Raw genomic sequence first — 19,685 nt, 5'->3', positions numbered from 1 at the left:
CGACCGTTCCTCACCTGTTTTTGCGGGGCCGCCATCGGCCTTGCATCGCTCCAGCTCGCGAGATCGTGAACAGGCGCTAAGGGCCGCCGTCCAGCCAGCCGCGCACCCGACGATAGAGCCGCTCCGGGTCGCCGGCCGCCGGCGCCAGGCCGATCTGCCGGTAATCGCTGCGATCCTCGCGCCGGGTGGCATCCCGGCGTTCTCGAGCGGCTGCATCGGTGCGCTCGGAGCGCTGGTACAGGTCGAGCACCGGTCCTTCCTGCGCGGCCGCCAGCCCGGCCAGCTTCGGCTCGACGGCGGCCGGCTGGCGGGCTTCGATCAGCGCCAGTCTTTCCACTTCCGGCGGCTGGCGCTCGGCGAGGTAGCGGGCCGCCCAGTAGGCACCGCTGCCATGGCCAAGCAGCACCACGGTCGCGGCCTGTTGTTCGGCGGCGAAGGCCAGGGCGGCATCGAGGCGTGCGGCGATGCGTTCGGCCGGGGAAGTCTCGGGCGCGTCGTCCCGTCCTGGATCGTTCGGTGATTGCTCAGCAGGCGGGGCGGGTTCGCTGTCCGGGGCCTCCTCGTCCGCGGGCTTATGATCCGCATCGGGCGATGGGCCCTCCGGCTCCGCCGGACGCGCTCGCGTGGCGGGATCGGACGCAGGATCGGGCAGCGTCAGGCTCAAGGTGTGCCAGCCGTCGTCCGGCAGGCGCTTGCGCAAGGGGCCGATCACTTCCGGCCAGTCGGCCGATTCGCCGGTGCCCGGGACCAGCACGATCACGCCCCTTGCGGTGGGGGCGTTGGCCGGTTTCCACAGCGCCAGGAACTGCTCGCCGGCTCCGTTCGCGGGAGAGGCCTCGAGCTGCCGTGCCTGTTCCGGATAGGCCGACGCCAGGGTCGAGGCCTCGAGCGTGCTGCGCTCGGGCAGCGGCGCCCGCTCGACTGCCGGCTGCGCGGGCGTCGCTTCGGGGGCGGGCTCCTCGGCGCGAACGCTCATCGCCAGCAGGGCAAGCGGCAGCAGGAGCCAGGTACGGGCGGCCATGTCGTGTCCTCGTGGTTGCGTCGGTCGGTTTCGGCGTGCCATCCGTGGGACCGGCTCGGATACACTACGCGCCTGGTTATCTGCCGAGGTGCCTCATGCAGCCGTTCGCCATCGCCCCGTCCATCCTCTCCGCCGACTTCGCCCGCCTGGGCGAGGAAGTCGACCGCGTGCTCGCGGCCGGGGCCGACATCGTCCATTTCGATGTCATGGACAACCACTATGTCCCCAACCTGACGATCGGCCCCATGGTCTGCTCGGCACTGCGCAAGTACGGCATCCAGGCGCCGATCGACGTGCACCTGATGGTCAAGCCGGTGGATCGCATCATCGGCGATTTCCTCGAGGCCGGCGCAAGCTACATCACCTTCCACCCGGAAGCCAGCGAGCACATCGACCGCTCGCTGCAGCTGATCCGCGACGGCGGCGCCAAGGCGGGGCTGGTGTTCAATCCGGCAACCCCGCTGGAGGTGCTTCGCTATGTCCTGGACAAGGTCGACATGGTCCTGCTGATGAGCGTCAACCCCGGTTTCGGCGGGCAGAAGTTCATCCCCGGCACGCTGCAGAAGCTGCGCGAGGCGCGTGCGCTGATCGACGCCAGCAGGCGCGGCATCCGCCTGGAGATCGATGGCGGCGTCAACGTCGGCAACATCCGCGAGATCGCCGCAGCCGGGGCCGACACCTTCGTTGCCGGCTCGGCGATCTTCAATGCGCCGGACTACCGCGAAGTGATCGACGCCATGCGCGCCGAGCTGGCGCGGGCCGGCGAATGACCGCGCTCGAGCGGCTGTTCGGCGGCCGCCTGCCGGCGCTGGTGATGTTCGACCTGGACGGCACCCTGCTCGATTCGGTGCCGGACCTCGCCGCTGCGGTCGATGCCATGCTGCTGCAGCTGGGGCGCGCTCCGGCCGGGGTCGCCCGGGTGCGCAACTGGGTGGGCAACGGCGCGCCGGTCCTGGTCAGACGCGCGCTCGCCGGTGACATCGATCACTCCGGCGTGGACGATCAGGAAGCCGAGCGGGCGCTCGGCCTGTTCCTCGAGGCCTACTCCGGCGGGCACGCGCTGACGCAGGTCTATCCGGGCGTGCCCGAGACGCTCGACTGGCTGCGCGCGCGGGGCATCCCGCTGGCGGTGGTCACCAACAAGCCCGAGCGCTTCGTCGCCCCGCTGCTTCAGGAGAAGGGGCTCGGCGGACGCTTCGAGTGGATCGTCGGCGGCGACACCCTGCCGCAGCAGAAGCCGGCCCCCGACGGCCTGCAGCACGTGATGGCGGCGGCCGGGGTCGCCCCCGGGGATGCGCTGTTCGTCGGCGACTCGCGCAACGACGTGCGCGCCGCGCGGGCCGCCGACGTCCGCTGCATCGCCCTGCGCTACGGCTACAACCATGGCCGGCCGATCGAGGAAGAAGAGCCGGACCTGGTGCTCGACGACCTGCGCCAGCTCGTCGGCGGTTGATTCAGCCGGGCTGCTGCGCTAGTGTGGCCCGACGCCATTTTTACCCGCCCTGCGAGATCAGACACGTGGTGGACTTCTGCAAGCATCGGTACTCCAGCGCCTGGATGAAGGTCATCAAGGCCCTGGCGCGTTGGCGCTGGCGCGCCTGAACAGTACTGGCCGGCCCGGTCCGGCGCGCTTGCACCATCGTCCCCTTTGTTAGCCACGAGGCTGATCATGACCCGCGAAGAATTCCTGCGGCTGGCCGATCAGGGCCACAACCGCATTCCCCTGTCCTTCGAGACCCTGGCGGATTTCGACACCCCGCTGTCGTTGTACCTGAAGCTCGCCGACGCGCCCAACTCCTACCTGCTGGAATCCGTGCAGGGCGGGGAGAAGTGGGGGCGCTACTCGATCATCGGCCTGCCGTGCCGCACCGTGCTGCGCGTCCACGGGCACCAGGTGACCGTCACGGTCGACGACGAAGTCACCGAGCGCTGCGAGGTCGAGGACCCGCTGGCCTTCGTCGAGGCCTTCAAGGCGCGTTACCGCGTCGCCCCGGTCGACGGGCTGCCGCGCTTCAACGGCGGCCTGGTGGGCTACTTCGGCTACGACAGCGTGCGCTACGTGGAACGCAAACTGGCACGTTGCCCCAATCCCGATCCGCTCGGCACCCCTGACATCCTGCTGATGGTGTCGGATGCCGTGGTGGTGTTCGACAACCTGGCCGGCAAGCTGCACTGCATCGTTCTTGTCGATCCGGCGGACGACCAGGCTTTCGAGCGCGGGCATGAACGCCTGAAGGCGCTGCGCGAACGCCTGCGCCAGCCCATCGCGCCGCGCCTCGGGCTGGACTTCGAGGCCTCCGGCGGCGAGGAGCCGGCTTTCGAGTCGAGCTTCACCCGCGAGGACTACGAGCGGGCCGTCGGCCGCATCAAGGACTACATCCTCGCCGGCGACTGCATGCAGGTGGTGATCTCCCAGCGCATGTCGATCCCGTTCGGCGCGGCGCCGATCGACCTCTATCGGGCACTGCGCTGCTTCAACCCGACGCCCTACATGTACTTCTTCAATTTCGGCGACTTCCACGTGGTCGGTTCCTCGCCCGAGGTGCTGGTGCGGGTGGAGGACGGGCTGGTCAGCGTGCGACCGATCGCCGGTACCCGTCCGCGCGGTGCCAGCGAGGCGGCCGACCTGGCGCTCGAGCAGGACCTGCTGGGCGACGCCAAGGAGGTCGCGGAACACCTGATGCTCATCGACCTCGGCCGCAACGACGTCGGCCGGGTGTCGCAGACCGGCAGCGTCAAGGTCACCGAGAAGATGGTGATCGAGCGCTATTCCAACGTCATGCACATCGTCTCCAACGTCATCGGCCGGCTGAAAACCCCGCTGACGGCGATGGACGCGCTGCGCGCGATCCTGCCGGCCGGGACCCTCTCCGGCGCGCCCAAGGTTCGGGCAATGGAAATCATCGACGAACTCGAGCCGGTCAAGCGCGGCGTGTACGGCGGCGCGGTCGGCTACCTCGCCTGGAACGGTAACATGGATACCGCGATCGCCATCCGCACCGCGGTGATCAAGGACGGCCGGCTGCACGTGCAGGCTGGCGCCGGCATCGTCGCCGACTCCCAGCCGGCCCTCGAATGGGAGGAGACCCTCAACAAGCGCCGCGCGATGTTCCGTGCGGTGAGCCTTGCCGAACAACCCGCCGAGTGAAGGAGCCCCGTCATGTTGCTGATGCTCGATAACTACGATTCCTTCACCTACAACGTCGTCCAGTATCTCGGCGAGCTCGGTGCCGAGGTCAAGGTGGTGCGCAACGACGAAATGAGCATTGCCGAGATCGAGGCGCTGGCGCCCGAGCGCATCGTCATCTCGCCTGGCCCCTGCACGCCGAACGAGGCCGGGGTGTCGCTGGAGCTGATCCGCCACTTCGCCGGCCGGCTGCCGATCCTCGGCGTGTGCCTGGGCCACCAGAGCATCGGCCAGGCCTTCGGCGGCGAGGTGGTGCGCGCGCGGCAGGTGATGCACGGCAAGACCAGCCCGGTTTTCCACGAAGGCCTGGGCGTGTTCGCCGGGCTGCCGAACCCGGTCACGGTCACCCGCTACCACTCGCTGGTGGTCCGGCACGAGACCCTGCCGGACTGCCTTGAGGTCACCGCCTGGACGCAGTACGAGGATGGCCGCCTCGACGAGATCATGGGCCTGCGCCATCGGGAGTTGAACATCGAGGGCGTGCAGTTCCATCCCGAGTCGATCCTGACCGAAGCCGGCCACGAACTGTTCGCCAACTTTCTGAAACTCGAGAAAGGCACCCGCTGATGGACATCAAGGAAGCCCTGGGGCGGATCGTCGGTCAGCTCGACCTGACGACCGAGGAAATGAAGTCGGTCATGCGCCAGATCATGACCGGCGGTTGCACGGATGCGCAGATCGGCGCTTTTCTGATGGGCATGCGCATGAAGAGCGAGACCATCGACGAGATCGTCGGTGCCGCCGAGGTGATGCGCGAGCTGGCGACCCCGGTGGCGATCGACGCCGACCATCTGGTCGACACCTGCGGTACCGGCGGCGACGGCATGAACGTGTTCAATGTCTCCACCGCGGCGGCCTTCGTGGTGGCGGCGGCCGGTGGTCGGGTGGCCAAGCACGGCAATCGCGCGGTGTCGGGCAAGAGCGGCAGTGCCGACCTGCTCGAGGCCGCCGGGGTCTACCTCGACCTTTCGGCCGCGCAGGTGGCTCGCTGCGTGGAAACGGTCGGGGTCGGCTTCATGTTCGCCCCCGCGCATCATGGCGCGATGAGGCACGCCATCGGTCCGCGCCGCGAACTGGGCATGCGTACCCTGTTCAACATGCTCGGCCCGATGACCAATCCGGCCGGCGTCCGTCACCAGGTCATCGGCGTCTTCAGCCAGGCGCTGTGCCGGCCGATGGCCGAGGTGCTGGCGCGCCTGGGCAGCGATCACGTGCTGGTGGTGCATGCCCAGGACGGGCTGGACGAGATCAGCCTGGCGGCGCCGACCCACGTGGCCGAGCTCCGCAATGGCAAGGTCGAGGAATACCGCGTGCAGCCGGAGGAATTCGGGATCAAGAGCCAGAGCCTGATCGGCCTTACCGTGGAGCATCCGCAGGCGTCGCTGGAACTCGTACTCGATGCGCTGGGCAGGCGCCGCAGCGAGGCGGGACAGAAGGCCGCCGACATGGTCGCGCTCAATGCCGGCGCTGCGCTCTACGCCGCCGACTGTGCCGACAGCTTCGGCCAGGGCGTGGCCATGGCGCAGGATGCGCTGCATTCCGGGCTGGCCGGCGAAAAGCTGCGCGAACTCGTCGATTTCACTGCAGTGTTCCGTGAGGAAGCGAACCCATGAGCGTGCCGACCGTGCTCGAGAAGATCATCGCCCGTAAGTTCGAAGAGGTGGCCGAACGCCGTGCCCGTCTCGGGCTCGATGAACTGCAGCGGATGGCTGCTGCCGTCGGCCCGGTGCGCGGCTTCGCCGATGCGTTGCGCGAACGCGTGCAACGCAAGGAACCGGCGGTGATCGCCGAGGTGAAGAGGGCCTCGCCGAGCAAGGGCGTGCTGCGTGAGCACTTCGTGCCCGCGGAGATCGCCAGGAGCTACGAGGCCGGCGGCGCCGCCTGCCTGTCGGTGCTCACCGACGTCGACTTCTTCCAGGGCGCCGACGCCTATCTGCAGCAGGCGCGCAGTGCCTGCCAGCTGCCGGTGATCCGCAAGGATTTCATGGTCGACCCCTATCAGGTGGTCGAGGCGCGGGCGCTCGGTGCGGACTGCATCCTGCTGATCGTCTCGGCGCTGGATGACGGCCGCCTGGTCGAGCTCGCCCAGGTCGCACGCGAGCAGGGCCTCGACGTGCTGGTCGAGGTGCACGATGGCGCCGAGCTCGAGCGTGCGCTGGAGCGTCTCGATACGCCGCTGATCGGCATCAACAACCGCAACCTGCATACCTTCGAGGTGAGCCTCGAGACCACCCTGGACCTGCTGCCGCGCATTCCGGGCGACCGCCTGGTGGTCACCGAGAGCGGCATTCTCGCGCGCGCCGACGTGGAACTGATGGAGATCAACGAGGTGCGAGCCTTCCTCGTCGGCGAGGCCTTCATGCGGGCCGACGATCCGGGGCTGGAGTTGCAACGCCTGTTCTTTCCCGAGCGTGCGCGCGCCCACCCCCATCCGGTAGCCGATCCGGAGTAGACGAGGCAGAAACTAGAAGGCCGGCTTGCGCCGGCCCTCTAGTTTCTGCGTGCGTGTGGCTCAGCGCGTGCCGAACACCACCATGGTCTTGCCCTTCACATGCACCAGTCCCTGTTCTTCCAGGCTCTTGAGCACGCGGCCCACCATCTCGCGCGAGCAGCCGACGATGCGTCCGATCTCCTGGCGGGTGATCTTGATTTGCATGCCGTCCGGATGCGTCATGGCGTCGGGCTGCTTGCACAGTTCGAGCAGAGTCCGGGCCACGCGGCCGGTGACGTCGAGGAAGGCCAGGTCGCCGACCTTGCGCGTGGTGTTGCGCAGGCGCTCGGCCATCTGGCTGCCCAGTGCGTAGAGGATGTCGGGGTCCTGCTGCGTCAGTTCGCGGAACTTGGCATAGCTGATTTCCGCGACTTCGCATTCGGTCTTCGCCCGCACCCAGGCGCTGCGCTCTTTCTCGCTGCCCTCCTGCTCGAACAGGCCCATCTCGCCGAAGAAATCGCCCGAATTGAGATAGGCGATGATCATCTCGCGGCCGTCATCGTCTTCGATCAGGATGGTCACTGACCCCTTGGTGATGAAGAACAGCGATTCGCAACGATCACCGGCGTAGATGATGGTGCTTTTCGCTGTATAGCGACGGCGATGGCAGTGCGCTAACAGTTTGTCGATATGTTTGATTTTAGGCGTGAGTGTGATTGCTACCATGCATTCGATCCTGAGCAGGAAAAACTCGTGGAGAGACCGTTCTCGATTACTCTGCCGGGTACGTCATTAAATCGACGCCAGCTTAGCAGACAGTGTTTCAGGGGCAACGAAAAAATCAGAGGTTCCACGGAACTTCGGCCGAAGTCGACGCCCCATGCGACGGGCGGCAGCATGTTAAGCTCCGCGTCCTTTTCCAGCAGCGGGATGTGAACGATGAAAGCACGAATCCAGTGGGCCGGCGAAGCGTTGTTCGTGGCCGAGTCCGGCAGCGGTCATGCGGTGGTGCTCGACGGTCCGCCGGAGCATGGCGGACGCAACCTCGGCGCGCGGCCCATGGAAATGGTGCTGATGGGCCTGGGCGGCTGCAGCAACTTCGACGTGGTGAACATCCTAAAGAAGGCCCGTCAGCCGATCGAGAGCTGCGAGGCCTTTCTCGAGGCCGAGCGGGCCGAAGAGGAGCCCAAGGTGTTCACGCGCATTCACCTGCACTTCGTGGTCAAGGGGCGCGGCCTGAAGGAAGCACAGGTCAAGCGCGCGGTCGACCTGTCGGCGGAAAAGTACTGCTCGGCTTCGATCATGCTCGGCAGGGCGGGCGTCGAAATCACCCATGACTACGAGATCGTCGAACTCGGCTGAGTGCCGGCACGCGGCTGCCCAACCTCATCGGGCCGGCCTCGGCGCTGGCATTGACGAAGCCGGATCTGCATAATTGCGCCCCCCTCGAAGGGGCCAATCCACGAACAGCCAGAATCGCAGATGCGAAGAGGTGGTTAACGTCCTACGCAGGTATCCGGGATACCTGACGGGCATGCTCAACCCAGCGGCAGAGCCGCACTGAGAGAGTTCCCAATGGTGAAAAGCAAACTCAAGCTCCACGGGTTCAACAACCTGACCAAGACCTTGAGCTTCAACATCTACGACATCTGCTATGCCGAAACGCCGGAAGATCAGCAGGCCTACGTCGAGTACATCGACGAAGAGTACGATGCCGAGCGTCTGACGCAGATCTTGACCGATGTCGTCGACATCATCGGGGCCAACATCCTGAACATCGCGCGTCAGGACTATGAGCCGCAGGGCGCGAGCGTGACCATTCTCATCTCGGAGCAGCCGGTCACGCCGACTGACAGCCAGATCGAGGAGTCGCCCGGCCCGTTGCCGGAGACCATCCTGGCACACCTCGACAAGAGCCACATCACTGTCCACACCTATCCCGAGATCCATCCGGTGGACGGGATCGCCACCTTCCGGGTGGACATCGACGTTTCCACCTGCGGCGTGATCTCTCCGCTGAAGGCGCTGAACTACCTGATTCACCAGTTCGACTCGGACATCGTCACCGTGGACTACCGGGTGCGCGGTTTCACCCGTGACGTCGAGGGCAAGAAGCACTTCATCGACCACGAGATCAACTCGATCCAGAACTACCTGTCCGACGACACGCGGGCGGCCTATCAGATGACGGACGTCAACGTGTATCAGGAGAACCTGTTCCACACGAAGATGCTGCTGAAGGATTTCGAACTGGAGAACTACCTGTTCGGCGATGCGACCCGCAACCTGTCGGCCGAGCAGCGCCAACAGGTCGAAACGCGACTGCGGCACGAGATGCTGGAGATCTTCTACGCGCGGAACATGCCGGGTTAAAGGCGAAAAGCCGATAAGAGCGCTGAAGGCTGGAAGGCTGGACGGGGAGAAACTTCGAGCTGCAGGAAAGAGCTTGGCTGAGAGAGATCTGGCAAAAAAGCTTGATCCCCATTAGCGCAGGGGCAAACCCGTCCAGCCGTCCAGCCGTCCAGCCTTATATCCGGTAGGCCGCCTTGGTCATCACCTTCGATACCAGCGTCATGCCGAACTTCACCGGCGCGGGGAAACGGATTCCACCGGCCGCCAGCGCACTGGTCGCGTGCTGCGCCTCGTCCTCGCGCATGGTCTGCAGGATGGCGCGCGATTTTTCGTCCTGTGCGGGCAACTGCGTGAGGTGATCGTCCAGGTGCTTGCACACCTGGTCCTCGGTAGCGGCGACGAAGCCGAGGCTGATGCGGTCGCTGATCAGCCCAGCGGTCGCGCCGATTCCGAACGACAGACCATAGAACAGTGGGTTGAGCACGCTGGTGTGACTGCCGAGCTGGCGCAGGCGCTGATCGCACCAAGCCAGGTGGTCGATCTCTTCGTCGGCGGCTTTCTCCATGGCCTTGCGCACTCGCGGCAGGCGGGCCGTGAGGGCCTGGCCCTGGTAGAGCGCCTGGGCGCAGACTTCGCCGGTATGGTTGATGCGCATCAGCCCGGCGACATGGCGCGTTTCGCTTTCGGACAGTTCGGCCTCTTCCTTGACGATCGCGGGGGAGGGGCGACCGGGCTGGCCGCTGAACGGCAGCAGGGTGCGGGCCGCGGCATCGAACTGCATGAGCAGGCGATCGGTGGGTGAGTAATGGCGTTCGTTCGGCATCGGAATCCTCTCGGTGGCGGCCAGTGTAACCGGCCTGTCTCGGGCGGGGCTGATCGAAGTCAACTCAGCCCGGCGGCCAGTGCATCTGGCGCTGACCGAGCACGTGCATGTGAATGTGGTAGACCGTCTGGCCGCCGAGGTCGTTGCAGTTCATGACCACGCGGAAGCCCTCCTGGCAGCCCTGCTCTTCGGCCAGACGCTGGGCGGTGAAGAGGATGTGTCCGGCGAGCTGCTTGTCGTCCTCTTCACGCAGGTCGTGCAGGGTGGCGATGTGTTTTTTCGGAATCACCAGAAAATGCACCGGCGCTTGCGGGGCTATGTCATGGAAGGCGACGACCTGGTCGTCTTCGTAGAGCTTGTTGGCGGGGATCTCTCCGCCGACGATCTTGCAGAACAGACAGTCCATGGCGTTTCTCCGGTGGAATACGGCTCTCAGTGTAACAAGCGCCGCCCCCGGTGGTGTGGAGACGCCCGGTCGATGGCGTGTTCGCGCTAGCCGACGCCGGGCAGCGACGGGGGCGACAGGACCGTGCTCACGCCGAGGATCGCTCCGAGGATCAGGCCCAGCACGGCGAGCGCCTTGACCGCCCGGGTGTTCGGTGGCGGCGGCGGGCCGAAGCGGTTGGCTTCCTTGTTGCCGGGAAGGGCCAGCATGACAAGGGCGAACAGGGTGCCGAGGACGGGAATCAGGTTGACCAGCAGCAGCCAGCCGGTCCAGCCGATGTCGTGCAGGCGCTGCGCGCCGATCTGCACGCTGACCACCGCCATGGCGATGCCGATCACCACCATCAGGAAAATGCCCAGGGTACTGGACAGGAACATCAGCAGGGCGGCTAGCAGGAAGAGCCCGCTCGCCGCGGCCAGCAGCACTCCTGACCAGGCCAGATAGCGCAGGCGGCCAATTCGGCCGGCAACGCTGAATACCTTGAGCGTGGAGTACTCGTCGGGGTTGCCGGCGACCTGGGAGAGCGGCGGCGCATAAGGCGATCCCGCGTCGGCCTTGCGCTCGGGAAGGGCTGCCAGTTCGGCCTGGCGCGCGAGGTATTTCTCGATGATGATGCCGCAACTCGAGCACTCGGCGGTGCGTGGCTGCCGATGTCCGCATTTCGGGCAGACCATGTTCGCCGGTTGCGTTTCCGATGCGGCGGCGCTTTCCTCGACGATCGGCTCGAGGCTCAGGCTGGCGCTGAGGTCGGGTTCCTTGCGTGCCGCGGCTCCGGCCTGACGCAGTGCCTGAAGGTAGCGCTCGGCCTGCTCTTCCGGCAGGGCGCGCTTGAGCGCCACGGGGCCGCGCCCGAACAGGTTGTCGATCTGCCGGCGGTCGGTCTTGAACAGCCGGGCCAGATTGTCCTTGACCGTGTCCAGCGGCATTTCCGGCATCAGCTCGCCGTCGAACATGATCTTGTAGTGCGCGTGAGTCATCAGGACGTCCCTGTCGCTGTCTGGGGTGGACGAAGCCTAGGAGGCTTTTGCCTTTCCGACAAGCGGTTTGCGGCGGGGCCGGTCGCCGCTTGCGGCCTCAACCCCAGGGGCGTGGCGGAGCCGGCAGCCGGGCGAACGCCGCCCGGTATTCCTCGTCGAGCCGCGTGATGAGCGCATCGACCCCGACGATATCCTCGATGCCGCCTACGCCTTGCCCAGCCGACCACACGGTCTTCCAGGCCTTGGCCTCGTCGCTCACCGGTTTGAGCTTTTCGCCGTAGTCCATCTGGCCCTTGCCCTGCAGGCGCCCCTCGTCGAAGCCGGCCTGCTCCAGGCTCTGGCGCAGGAAGCTGGCGGGCACGCCGGACACGGCGGCCGTGTGGACGATGTCGGCCGCACGCGCGCCCAGCAGCATGGCCTTGTATTCCTCGCTGGCGGCGCTCTCCCGCGTGGCGATGAAGCGCGTGCCCATGTAGCCCAGGTCCGCACCGAGGATCTGCGCCGCCAGCAACTCGTGGCCATGGTTCAGGCAGCCGGACAGTAGCAGCGTCTTGTCGAAGAACTGCCTGATTTCGGCGAGCAGGGCGAAGGGGCTCAGCGTGCCGGCGTGCCCGCCGGCCCCTGCGGCGACCGCAATCAGCCCGTCGACCCCGGCTTCGGCGGCCTTTTCCGCGTGGCGCCGGGTGGTGACGTCATGAAAGACCAGGCCGCCATAGCCGTGCACCCTGTCGACCACCTCCTTCACCGCGCCGAGGCTGGTGATGACGATGGGCACGCGCTTTCCCACGCAGATCGCCAGGTCGGCCTCAAGGCGCGGGTTGCTGTGGTGAACGATCAGGTTGACCGCGAACGGGGCGGCCTGCCCGTCGCCGGAGAGGCTGGCGTCGATCTCGTCCAGCCAGTCGCTGAAGCCGCTGCTGGTGCGCTGGTTCAGCGCGGGAAAGCTGCCGACGATGCCGTTCCTGCAGCAGCCCACGACCAGCGCGGGATTGGAAACGAGGAACATCGGCGCGGCGACCAGTGGCAGACGAAGGCGGTGTTCCAGCAGGGAGGGAAGGGCCATGAGGATTTTTCCTGTGCGGGTCGTCTAGAAGGGCTTGAGTACCACCAGCAGCACGATAGCCAGCAGCAGCAACACCGGGATTTCGTTGAACCAGCGGTAGAAGACATGGGTGCGGCGATTCTCGCCACGGGCGAAGCGCCGGAGCTGGGCACCGCACATGTGGTGGTAGCCGATCAGCACGGCGACGAGCGTGAGCTTGGCGTGCAGCCAGCCGCCGCTCAGCCAGCCCGGATTGAGCCAGAGCATCCACAGGCCCAGCAGCAGGGTGGCGATCATCGAAGGCAGCATGATGCCCCGATAGAGCTTGCGCTCCATGACCGCGAAGCGCTCGCGGCTGACCGAGTCTTCGGCCATCGCGTGGTAGACGAACAGGCGGGGCAGGTAGAACAGGCCGGCGAACCAGCAGACGACGGCGACGATGTGCAGCGCTTTGACGGAGAGATAGAGCATGGAGGCGTCCTGAATGGCTTGCGCCTGATGATAGTGTTCACGGTAGGAGGCGTCACCGGTTGGCCGCCGGGGCGATGCCGCCTTATCATCGCTAGTCCACAGAACCACTCGAGGCGCAGCGCATGATCAAGGTCGGAATCGTCGGCGGAACAGGGTACACGGGCGTCGAGCTGCTGCGCCTGCTGGCTCAGCACCCGGAGACCGAGGTCGCCGTGATCACCTCACGCTCGGAAGAGGGCGTCAAGGTCACCGACATGTTCCCCAACCTGCGCGGGCACTACGGCGGGCTGGCCTTTTCGGTGCCCGATCCCGCTGCGCTCGGTGCCTGCGATGTGGTGTTCTTCGCCACCCCGCACGGCGTCGCCCATGCGCTGGCCGGTGAACTGCTCGATCACGGCACGCGGGTGATCGACCTGTCCGCCGACTTCCGTCTGCAGGACGCCGAGGAGTGGGCCCGCTGGTACGGCCAGCCGCACGGTGCCCCGGGGTTGCTGGGCGAGGCCGTGTACGGCCTGCCGGAAGTCAACCGGGAAGCGATTCGCAAGGCGCGCCTGATCGCGGTGCCGGGTTGCTATCCGACCGCCACCCAGCTCGGCCTGTTGCCCCTGCTGGAAAAGGGGCTTGCCGACCCGGCGCGCCTGATCGCCGACTGCAAGTCCGGCGTCAGCGGTGCCGGGCGGGCCGCGAAGATCGGTTCGCTGTTCACCGAGGCCGGGGAAAACATGATGGCCTATTCGGTGAAGGGCCATCGTCACCTGCCGGAGATTTCCCAGGGCCTGCGCAAGGCTGCCGGCGGTCTGATCGGGCTGACCTTCGTGCCTCATCTCACCCCGATGATCCGTGGCATCCATGCCACGCTCTACGCGACCGTCGCCGACACATCGGTGGACCTCCAGGCGCTCTACGAGGCGCGCTACGCGAGCGAGCCCTTCGTCGACGTGATGCCTGCCGGCAGCCATCCGGAAACGCGCAGCGTACGGGGCGCCAACCTGTGCCGCATCGCGGTGCACCGGCCGCAGGGCGGGGACCTGGTGGTCGTGCTCTCGGTCATCGACAACCTGGTCAAGGGGGCATCAGGGCAGGCGTTGCAGAACATGAACATCCTGTTCGGTCTGGACGAGCGGATGGGCCTCGGCAACGCTGCGTTGCTGCCCTGATGACGGGCTGGGAAGTCAGGCCGGTCGGCAAGCGTTCCCGCAAGGGGCGCTGGCTGTTCTGGTTGCTGCTTCTCGTTTTGCCGGTGGGCGCCTTTGGCGGTGGCTGGTGGTGGGCTCTCAATCAGCCGGCCGGCGTCGCCGAAGCGCAGAGAACCCTGCTGCGCCAGCTTGCCGAGCAGGGGCAGGAGCTCGATCAGCTGCGCCGCCGCTATGCCTGGGTCGCCAGCAGCGACCAGGTGGGCCAGCAGGCGAGCGAACAGAACAAGCAGGCCATCAGGCTGCTCGAGGAGCAGATCTTCGAACTGCAACAGGAGCTCGCCTTTTACAAGGGCGTGCTGGCGCCCAATGAACGCGAGGAAGGATTGCGGGTCCGTTCGATGGAGATCCAGCCGACCGCCGATCCGGGCCGTTACCGCTACAAGGTATTGCTGAGTCGCGTCGGCAACGATGCCGAGTCCGTCAAGGGCACGCTCGGCGTGCGGCTGCTTGGCACGCGCGCCGACAAGGAAGTGGTCGTGGATGTCGCGCAGTTGAGCGCCGAGCCTCTCGACCTGGGGTTCGCCTTCCGGCATTTCCAGGCCGTTCCGGTTGGCGGACGATTTGCCGAACTAGTACTGCCCGACGATTTCGAACCGACGAGCATCGAGGTGGTCGCCAGCGTGCAGGGCGAGGACAAACCGACCACACGTCTATTCGAATGGCCCAAACAGGATTGACCATGTTCAAGAAGAACAAGCCCCAAGCCGACCTGCAGCGTTTCAACGGCAAGACGAGTGTGATTGCTGCCGATGCGGAGGTGACCGGTAATTTCCGCTTCGAAGGTGCCGTGCAGGTGGACGGCAAGCTCTACGGCAATCTGGCCACCAGCGAAGGGCTGGTCCGGGTCAGCCACGGCGGCTTCGTGGAAGGCGAGATCCGGGCTCCGTTCGTGATCATCGATGGCCAGGTCAACGGTGATGTCCATGCACTGGAACACTTGGAGCTCGGCGTCCGTGCACGGGTGCGTGGCAACCTTTTCTATGGGCTGATGGAGATGGCGATCGGTGCCGAAGTGGAAGGGCGGCTGTGCCGTCTACCGCAGGGCGAGGTGCCGCTGGAACTGCCGGCCGCGGTGCTGGATGCGAATAGTTGACCGATTTTCTAGGGTAAGCGGATAATGCCGCCCATGAAGTCAGGGCGCCCGCCCGGGAGAACCAAACATGAGCGTTGAAACCTTCACTCCTAGTCCTATCCAGTTCACCCTGGGTGCTGCGAGCAAGGTCAAGAGCCTGGTCGACGAGGAAGGGAATCCGCGGCTGAAACTGCGTGTCTTCGTGACCGGCGGCGGATGCTCCGGTTTTCAGTACGGGTTCACCTTCGACGAGGACGTTGCAGAGGATGACACCATCGTCGAGCGCGAGGGCGTGAGCCTGGTGGTCGACCCCATGAGCTTCCAGTACCTCGCCGGCGCCGAGGTTGACTATCAGGAAGGCCTGGAAGGCTCGCGCTTCGTCATCAAGAACCCCAACGCCAGCACCACCTGCGGCTGCGGTCAGTCGTTCTCGATCTGACATCGCCGGCCATCAGGCCGGATAGATCGCTCCCAGTATTCTTGGTCCTTTCGCTCCGGTGACGCCGGGGCGATTGGCGGGAATCCCCTCCAGACAGCAGTGCGCCATCCAGGCGAAGGCCATGGCCTCGACCCAATCCGGGGAGATGCCGTGTGCCTCGGTGCTTTCCACCCTGCAGGCCGGGAGCAGGGCAGCCAGCCGCTGAAGCAGCGTGCCGTTGTGAGCGCCGCCGCCGCATACCAGCAGGTCCTGGGTGTCAGGCTGGGCGTGCCGGACGGCCTCGGCGACGCTGCGTGCCGTCAGCTCCAGCAGGGTCGCCTGCACATCGGCCGGCGCGAGTGCCGCCGACCGGGCCAGATGGGCGTCGAGCCAGTCAAGGTTGAACAGTTCGCGCCCGGTACTCTTCGGGCCGGTGGTCGAGAAGAACGGGGTGGTGAGCAGTTGTTGCAGGAGCGGCGGGTTCACCGTGCCGGAGGCGGCCCATTGGCCGTTGTCGTCGAAAGGCTTGCCCAGGTGTCGCTGTATCCAGCCATCCAGCAGCACGTTGGCTGGGCCGCAGTCGAACCCGCGAACGCCGAGCGCCGGATGCAGCAGGCTGACGTTGCTCATGCCTCCAAGGTTGAGCACGGCTCTTGCGCGGTCGGGCCTGCCGAATACGGCGTCGTGGAAAGCGGGGACGAGCGGGGCGCCCTGGCCGCCGGCAGCCATGTCGCGGCGACGGAAATCGCTGACGACGGTGATGCCGGTCAGCTCGGCCAGCAGTGGTGGCTGACCGATCTGGACGGTGAATCCGAGTGCCGGCTCATGCCGGATCGTCTGGCCGTGGCTGCCAATGGCGCGCACCCCAACAGGGCTCGTCGCTGTTTCCTTCAGGAGGGTATGTGTGCCCTGGGCCGCGAGTTCGGCCCAATGGCGCTCCGCGACGGCGATGCGTGAAACCTCGTCGGGGCCGGGGCTGCAGAGTTCCAGCAGCGCTTCGCGTAGCGAGCCAGGCATCGGCTCGTAATGCGTTCCGAGCAATTCGATGCCGTCTTCCCGTTGATCGACCAGGGCGAAGTCGAGGCCATCGAGGCTCGTGCCCGACATGATGCCCAGGTAGCGAGCCATGCCTACTGCTTGTTCAGAGCCAGCATGGTGGCGCGTTCGTCGTCCATTCGTGCCATCAGGGGTTGGCTCAGCTGGAGGAAGCGCTGCTTCTCCTGCTTGGCGATCGGATCGGCCATCGGCAGCTTGAGGCCGAGGGGGTCGACGTGAACGCCGTCCACCTGGAACTCATAGTGCAGGTGAGGGCCCGTGGAAAGGCCGGTGGTGCCGATGTAGCCGATGATTTGCCCCTGCTTTACGCTCGAACCGTTGCGAACCCCCTTGGCGAATCCCTGCATGTGCGCGTAGAGGGTCCGGTACCGATTGCCATGCTGAAGGATGACCGTGTTGCCATAGCCGCCCTTGCGGCCGGCGAGCAGCACCTTGCCATCCCCGGCCGCCTTGATGGGCGTGCCCCTGGGGGCGGCATAGTCCACGCCCTTGTGAGCGCGGATCTTGTTCAGGATGGGGTGCTTGCGTCCGTTGGAGAAACGCGAGCTGATACGGGCAAAGTCGACCGGCGTGCGAATGAAGGCCTTGCGCATGCTTTCGCCGTCGGCCGTGTAGTAGCTGGTGACGCCCTGCTTGTTGGTGTAGCGGACGGCGGTGTAGGTCTTGCCCCGGTTGGTGAAACGCGCTGCGAGGATGTTGCCGGTGCCGACCCGCTTGTCATCAATCACCTTCTCCTCGTACACCACCTCGAAGGAGTCGCCCTTGCGGATGTCGAGGGCGAAGTCAATGTCGTAGCCGAAGATGTTGGCCAGGTCCATGGTGAGGTTGTGGCTGAGGCCGGCATTCTTGGCGGCAACGAAGAGGCTGCTCTGGATGTCGCCGTACGCATAGCGTGTATGGACGTTCGGTTTCAGCTGCTCCTTCTTGAAGACGTAGCCGCTGTCTTCCCTGGTGAGACTGACCGACTCGAGCGGGCCGATCTGACTCTCGAGGCGGCTGAGCTGACCCTGTTCGTCGAGCGTGAACTGGAGGGTCTGGCCAACCCTGAGGCGGCTGAGCTGGCGGGCGTCCTTGCTGCTGTTGAGCACCTCGTGAACGACCGCCCCGGGGAGGCCTACCTTCCCGAATAGGGTCGATAGGGTATCTCCATTGGCTACGACGACCTGCTGAGTAAGAGGATCGGCCTGAGCGGGCGCCTCGGCTTGCTGCACATCCTTGGTGTCGTCGGTTTGCGCAACGTCGGCCGGCTCCGCTTCGGGCTCCGCGCCTTCGAAAGGCACCTCGGCAACGCTGGGATCGGGCGCCAGGGAAGCCTGCTCGGGAAGCTCCTTCGGCATCTCGACCGAGGGTTGCAGTTCGAGCTGCAGAGTCGTGCGTTTTGCTTCGACTTCCCGCGTCGGAAAAATCAACAGTGCCAGGCTGAGAAGCGCGGCTACACCACTGGCGGCCAACAAGTGGCTTTTGGGGTAGAACGGCGCTTTGGGGGCTTTGTGTATCATTAGTAATCTGGCGGAGGAAGTTTGCTGGGAAATAACGGGCTAAAATAGAAGCAACGGGCCCTTGAGGCAACCCTTGAGCTGTCTAATCTGCCTGGCGGTCGTGCATTTGGCCTTGTATTCGTTGCTCTTTCTTGTAAGGTTTGCGCCTTTTGATCCGGGATGATGTTCATGACGTCGATAGCTGAACAGTTGGCGCTCATCAAGCGTGGTGCCGACGAGTTGCTGGTCGAGTCCGAGCTGGTGGCAAAGCTCCAGCGCGGTCGACCATTGCGAATCAAGGCCGGATTCGATCCGACTGCGCCGGACCTGCATCTGGGGCATACCGTCCTCATTAATAAGTTGCGTCAGTTCCAGTTGCTGGGGCACCAGGTAATCTTTCTCATCGGTGATTTCACCGGAATGATCGGTGATCCTAGCGGAAAAAGCGTGACACGCCCGCCCTTGACTCGTGACCAGGTACTGGAAAACGCAGAGACCTATAAAGCGCAGGTTTTCAAGATTCTGGATCCAGCGCTGACCGAGGTCGCATTCAATTCCACCTGGATGGATCAGTTGGGGCCTGCGGAGTTCATCCGTCTGGCGTCACAGTACACCGTTGCCCGAATGCTCGAGCGTGATGATTTTCACAAGCGCTATACGGGTAACCAGCCTATCGCAATCCATGAGTTCCTTTATCCGCTGGTGCAGGGATACGACTCGGTTGCACTGCGTGCCGATGTCGAACTCGGCGGTACCGATCAGAAATTCAATCTGTTGATGGGGCGCGAGCTCCAGCGGGCCTATGGCCAGGAGTCCCAGTGCATCCTCACCATGCCCCTGCTGGAGGGGCTGGATGGGGTCAAGAAAATGTCCAAGTCGCTCGGCAATTATGTGGGCGTCCAGGATGCGCCGGGGGTCATGTACAACAAGCTGGTGTCGATGCCTGACGCCCTGATGTGGCGCTACTTCGAATTGTTGAGTTTCCGTCCGGCCGAAGAGGTCGAGGAGCTCAAGGCGTCCGTCCAGCGCGGGGCGAACCCCCGGGACATCAAGATCAAACTCGCCGAGGAAATCGTCGCGCGCTTCCATGGCGAAGAGGCGGCCGCAACCGCGCATCGCTCCGCGGGGAACCGGATGCGTGACGGTGAGCTGCCCGACGATCTGCCCGAAATCGAAATCCTGACCGGCGAGGCGATGCCCATCGCATCCGTGCTGAACAAGGCAGGCCTGGCCAGGAATGCGGCGGCGGCCAGGGATCTGCTGAATGCGGGAAGCGTGCGCGTCGACGGTGAGGTCGTTGACCGTTCGTTCGTCTTCGAAGTGGGTAGCTCGCACGTGTGTCAGGCGGGCAAGCGCTCCTTCGCGCGGATTTTGCTGAAAGGCGACTGACCGAAAATAGTTGTTGACGGCCCGGATGGGGTCTCTATAATGCGCACCACTTCCGGCGCAGTCGCTAATAAAGACCTTGTAAATCAAGGGGTTGTCGATGGGTTGGAAGGCTTCGCCGGAGCGATCGGGCGAATGCGAGGCGGGTTGACAGGGTTGGATAACGCTGTATGATTCGCCTCCCGCTGCCGAGGGCGTTGTTCGGTAGGTAGCGGGCAAGCGGTTGAGTAGAAAAGAGATTTTCGAAAAAGCGCTTGACGGCAAGAAAGGCTGCTGTAGAATGCGCGGCCTCGGTTGAGACGAAAGGCTTGATCGAAACGCTCTTTAACA

At 65.1% G+C, this 19,685-nt stretch carries 22 protein-coding genes and 1 pseudogene; 13 read left to right on the top strand and 10 right to left on the bottom strand.

Going from position 1 to position 19,685, the window contains the following annotated elements:
• Nucleotides 1-76 precede the first annotated feature (76 nt).
• Nucleotides 77-1,021, bottom strand: coding sequence for a DUF3530 family protein (locus H610_RS0101875; protein ID WP_028238097.1), 945 nt, complete (start codon nt 1,019-1,021; stop codon nt 77-79).
• Nucleotides 1,022-1,116: 95 nt separating this feature from the next.
• Here H610_RS0101875 and rpe point away from each other — a divergent pair, with 95 nt between their 5' ends.
• From rpe to trpC, 6 genes are all read left to right on the top strand, one after another.
• Nucleotides 1,117-1,791 (top strand): ribulose-phosphate 3-epimerase, encoded by a 675-nt coding sequence (rpe, locus tag H610_RS0101870; RefSeq protein WP_028238096.1) that lies wholly within the window; start codon nt 1,117-1,119, stop codon nt 1,789-1,791.
• Nucleotides 1,788-2,474: a phosphoglycolate phosphatase gene (locus H610_RS0101865; protein ID WP_028238095.1), complete on the top strand. Its 687-nt coding sequence runs from the start codon at nt 1,788-1,790 to the stop codon at nt 2,472-2,474. Before rpe ends, H610_RS0101865 begins: the two co-directional genes overlap by 4 nt.
• Before the next feature lie 216 nt (nt 2,475-2,690).
• On the top strand, nt 2,691-4,169 hold the full coding sequence (gene trpE, locus H610_RS0101855; protein WP_028238094.1) for an anthranilate synthase component I: 1,479 nt from the start codon (nt 2,691-2,693) through the stop codon (nt 4,167-4,169).
• Nucleotides 4,170-4,181: 12 nt separating this feature from the next.
• Nucleotides 4,182-4,775 (top strand): aminodeoxychorismate/anthranilate synthase component II, encoded by a 594-nt coding sequence (locus tag H610_RS0101850; protein ID WP_028238093.1) that lies wholly within the window; start codon nt 4,182-4,184, stop codon nt 4,773-4,775.
• Nucleotides 4,775-5,821: an anthranilate phosphoribosyltransferase gene (gene trpD / locus H610_RS0101845; RefSeq protein ID WP_028238092.1), complete on the top strand. Its 1,047-nt coding sequence runs from the start codon at nt 4,775-4,777 to the stop codon at nt 5,819-5,821. The genes H610_RS0101850 and trpD overlap by 1 nt, the downstream gene beginning before the upstream one ends.
• Complete coding sequence (trpC, locus tag H610_RS0101840) at nt 5,818-6,660, top strand: indole-3-glycerol phosphate synthase TrpC (protein ID WP_028238091.1); 843 nt, start codon at nt 5,818-5,820, stop codon at nt 6,658-6,660. Before trpD ends, trpC begins: the two co-directional genes overlap by 4 nt.
• A 60-nt stretch (nt 6,661-6,720) precedes the next feature.
• Here trpC and crp read toward each other — a convergent pair whose 3' ends face one another.
• The gene (crp, locus tag H610_RS0101835) at nt 6,721-7,365 is read right to left on the bottom strand and encodes a cAMP-activated global transcriptional regulator CRP (RefSeq protein WP_028238090.1); all 645 of its coding nucleotides are present in this window, start codon (nt 7,363-7,365) and stop codon (nt 6,721-6,723) included.
• Between the two features lie 213 nt (nt 7,366-7,578).
• Between crp and H610_RS0101830 the strand changes: the two genes are divergently transcribed.
• Together H610_RS0101830 and speD are read left to right on the top strand one after the other, a co-directional pair.
• Nucleotides 7,579-8,001 carry an OsmC family protein gene (locus H610_RS0101830; RefSeq protein WP_028238089.1) on the top strand — a complete coding sequence of 141 codons (423 nt, stop codon included), beginning with the start codon at nt 7,579-7,581 and terminating at the stop codon, nt 7,999-8,001.
• A gap of 216 nt (nt 8,002-8,217) precedes the next feature.
• The gene (gene speD / locus H610_RS0101825; protein WP_028238088.1) at nt 8,218-9,012 is read left to right on the top strand and encodes an adenosylmethionine decarboxylase; all 795 of its coding nucleotides are present in this window, start codon (nt 8,218-8,220) and stop codon (nt 9,010-9,012) included.
• Nucleotides 9,013-9,166: 154 nt separating this feature from the next.
• On the opposite strand, the gene coq7 is transcribed toward speD, so the two are convergent.
• The 5 genes from coq7 to hemJ form a co-directional block, all read right to left on the bottom strand.
• The gene (coq7, locus tag H610_RS0101820; RefSeq protein WP_028238087.1) at nt 9,167-9,814 is read right to left on the bottom strand and encodes a 2-polyprenyl-3-methyl-6-methoxy-1,4-benzoquinone monooxygenase; all 648 of its coding nucleotides are present in this window, start codon (nt 9,812-9,814) and stop codon (nt 9,167-9,169) included.
• A gap of 64 nt (nt 9,815-9,878) precedes the next feature.
• Nucleotides 9,879-10,220: a histidine triad nucleotide-binding protein gene (locus H610_RS0101815; RefSeq protein WP_028238086.1), complete on the bottom strand. Its 342-nt coding sequence runs from the start codon at nt 10,218-10,220 to the stop codon at nt 9,879-9,881.
• An 86-nt stretch (nt 10,221-10,306) separates the two neighbouring features.
• Entirely contained in the window at nt 10,307-11,236 is a 930-nt protein-coding gene (locus tag H610_RS0101810) for a DUF805 domain-containing protein (protein WP_028238085.1), read from the bottom strand.
• A 97-nt stretch (nt 11,237-11,333) separates the two neighbouring features.
• Nucleotides 11,334-12,299 carry an NAD(P)H-dependent flavin oxidoreductase gene (locus H610_RS0101805; protein WP_028238084.1) on the bottom strand — a complete coding sequence of 322 codons (966 nt, stop codon included), beginning with the start codon at nt 12,297-12,299 and terminating at the stop codon, nt 11,334-11,336.
• A gap of 24 nt (nt 12,300-12,323) precedes the next feature.
• On the bottom strand, nt 12,324-12,749 hold the full coding sequence (gene hemJ / locus H610_RS0101800) for a protoporphyrinogen oxidase HemJ (RefSeq protein ID WP_028238083.1): 426 nt from the start codon (nt 12,747-12,749) through the stop codon (nt 12,324-12,326).
• Between the two features lie 122 nt (nt 12,750-12,871).
• Between hemJ and argC the strand changes: the two genes are divergently transcribed.
• From argC to erpA, 4 genes are all read left to right on the top strand, one after another.
• Nucleotides 12,872-13,906, top strand: coding sequence for an N-acetyl-gamma-glutamyl-phosphate reductase (gene argC / locus H610_RS0101795; RefSeq protein ID WP_028238082.1), 1,035 nt, complete (start codon nt 12,872-12,874; stop codon nt 13,904-13,906).
• Nucleotides 13,906-14,622 carry a DUF6776 family protein gene (locus H610_RS0101790; protein ID WP_028238081.1) on the top strand — a complete coding sequence of 239 codons (717 nt, stop codon included), beginning with the start codon at nt 13,906-13,908 and terminating at the stop codon, nt 14,620-14,622. Before argC ends, H610_RS0101790 begins: the two co-directional genes overlap by 1 nt.
• A 2-nt stretch (nt 14,623-14,624) precedes the next feature.
• Nucleotides 14,625-15,038, top strand: coding sequence for a bactofilin family protein (locus H610_RS0101785; protein WP_028238080.1), 414 nt, complete (start codon nt 14,625-14,627; stop codon nt 15,036-15,038).
• A gap of 67 nt (nt 15,039-15,105) precedes the next feature.
• Nucleotides 15,106-15,456 carry an iron-sulfur cluster insertion protein ErpA gene (gene erpA / locus H610_RS0101780; RefSeq protein ID WP_028238079.1) on the top strand — a complete coding sequence of 117 codons (351 nt, stop codon included), beginning with the start codon at nt 15,106-15,108 and terminating at the stop codon, nt 15,454-15,456.
• A gap of 12 nt (nt 15,457-15,468) precedes the next feature.
• On the opposite strand, the gene H610_RS0101775 is transcribed toward erpA, so the two are convergent.
• Nucleotides 15,469-16,563: an anhydro-N-acetylmuramic acid kinase gene (locus H610_RS0101775; RefSeq protein ID WP_028238078.1), complete on the bottom strand. Its 1,095-nt coding sequence runs from the start codon at nt 16,561-16,563 to the stop codon at nt 15,469-15,471.
• A 2-nt stretch (nt 16,564-16,565) separates the two neighbouring features.
• Nucleotides 16,566-17,990, bottom strand: coding sequence for a peptidoglycan DD-metalloendopeptidase family protein (locus H610_RS0101770; RefSeq protein WP_028238077.1), 1,425 nt, complete (start codon nt 17,988-17,990; stop codon nt 16,566-16,568).
• A 168-nt stretch (nt 17,991-18,158) separates the two neighbouring features.
• Here H610_RS0101770 and tyrS point away from each other — a divergent pair, with 168 nt between their 5' ends.
• Nucleotides 18,159-19,358, top strand: coding sequence for a tyrosine--tRNA ligase (gene tyrS, locus H610_RS0101765; protein ID WP_028238076.1), 1,200 nt, complete (start codon nt 18,159-18,161; stop codon nt 19,356-19,358).
• 64 nt (nt 19,359-19,422) lie between these two features.
• Here the strand turns inward: tyrS and H610_RS25895 are convergent.
• Nucleotides 19,423-19,685, bottom strand: a pseudogene (locus tag H610_RS25895) (hypothetical protein); the annotation flags it as partial.

The organism is Stutzerimonas azotifigens DSM 17556, from assembly GCF_000425625.1.
GTDB classification, from domain to species: Bacteria; Pseudomonadota; Gammaproteobacteria; order Pseudomonadales; family Pseudomonadaceae; genus Stutzerimonas; species Stutzerimonas azotifigens.
The sequence above is the reverse complement of the archived record's forward strand: the minus strand, read 5'-3'. Positions and strand labels throughout refer to the sequence as shown.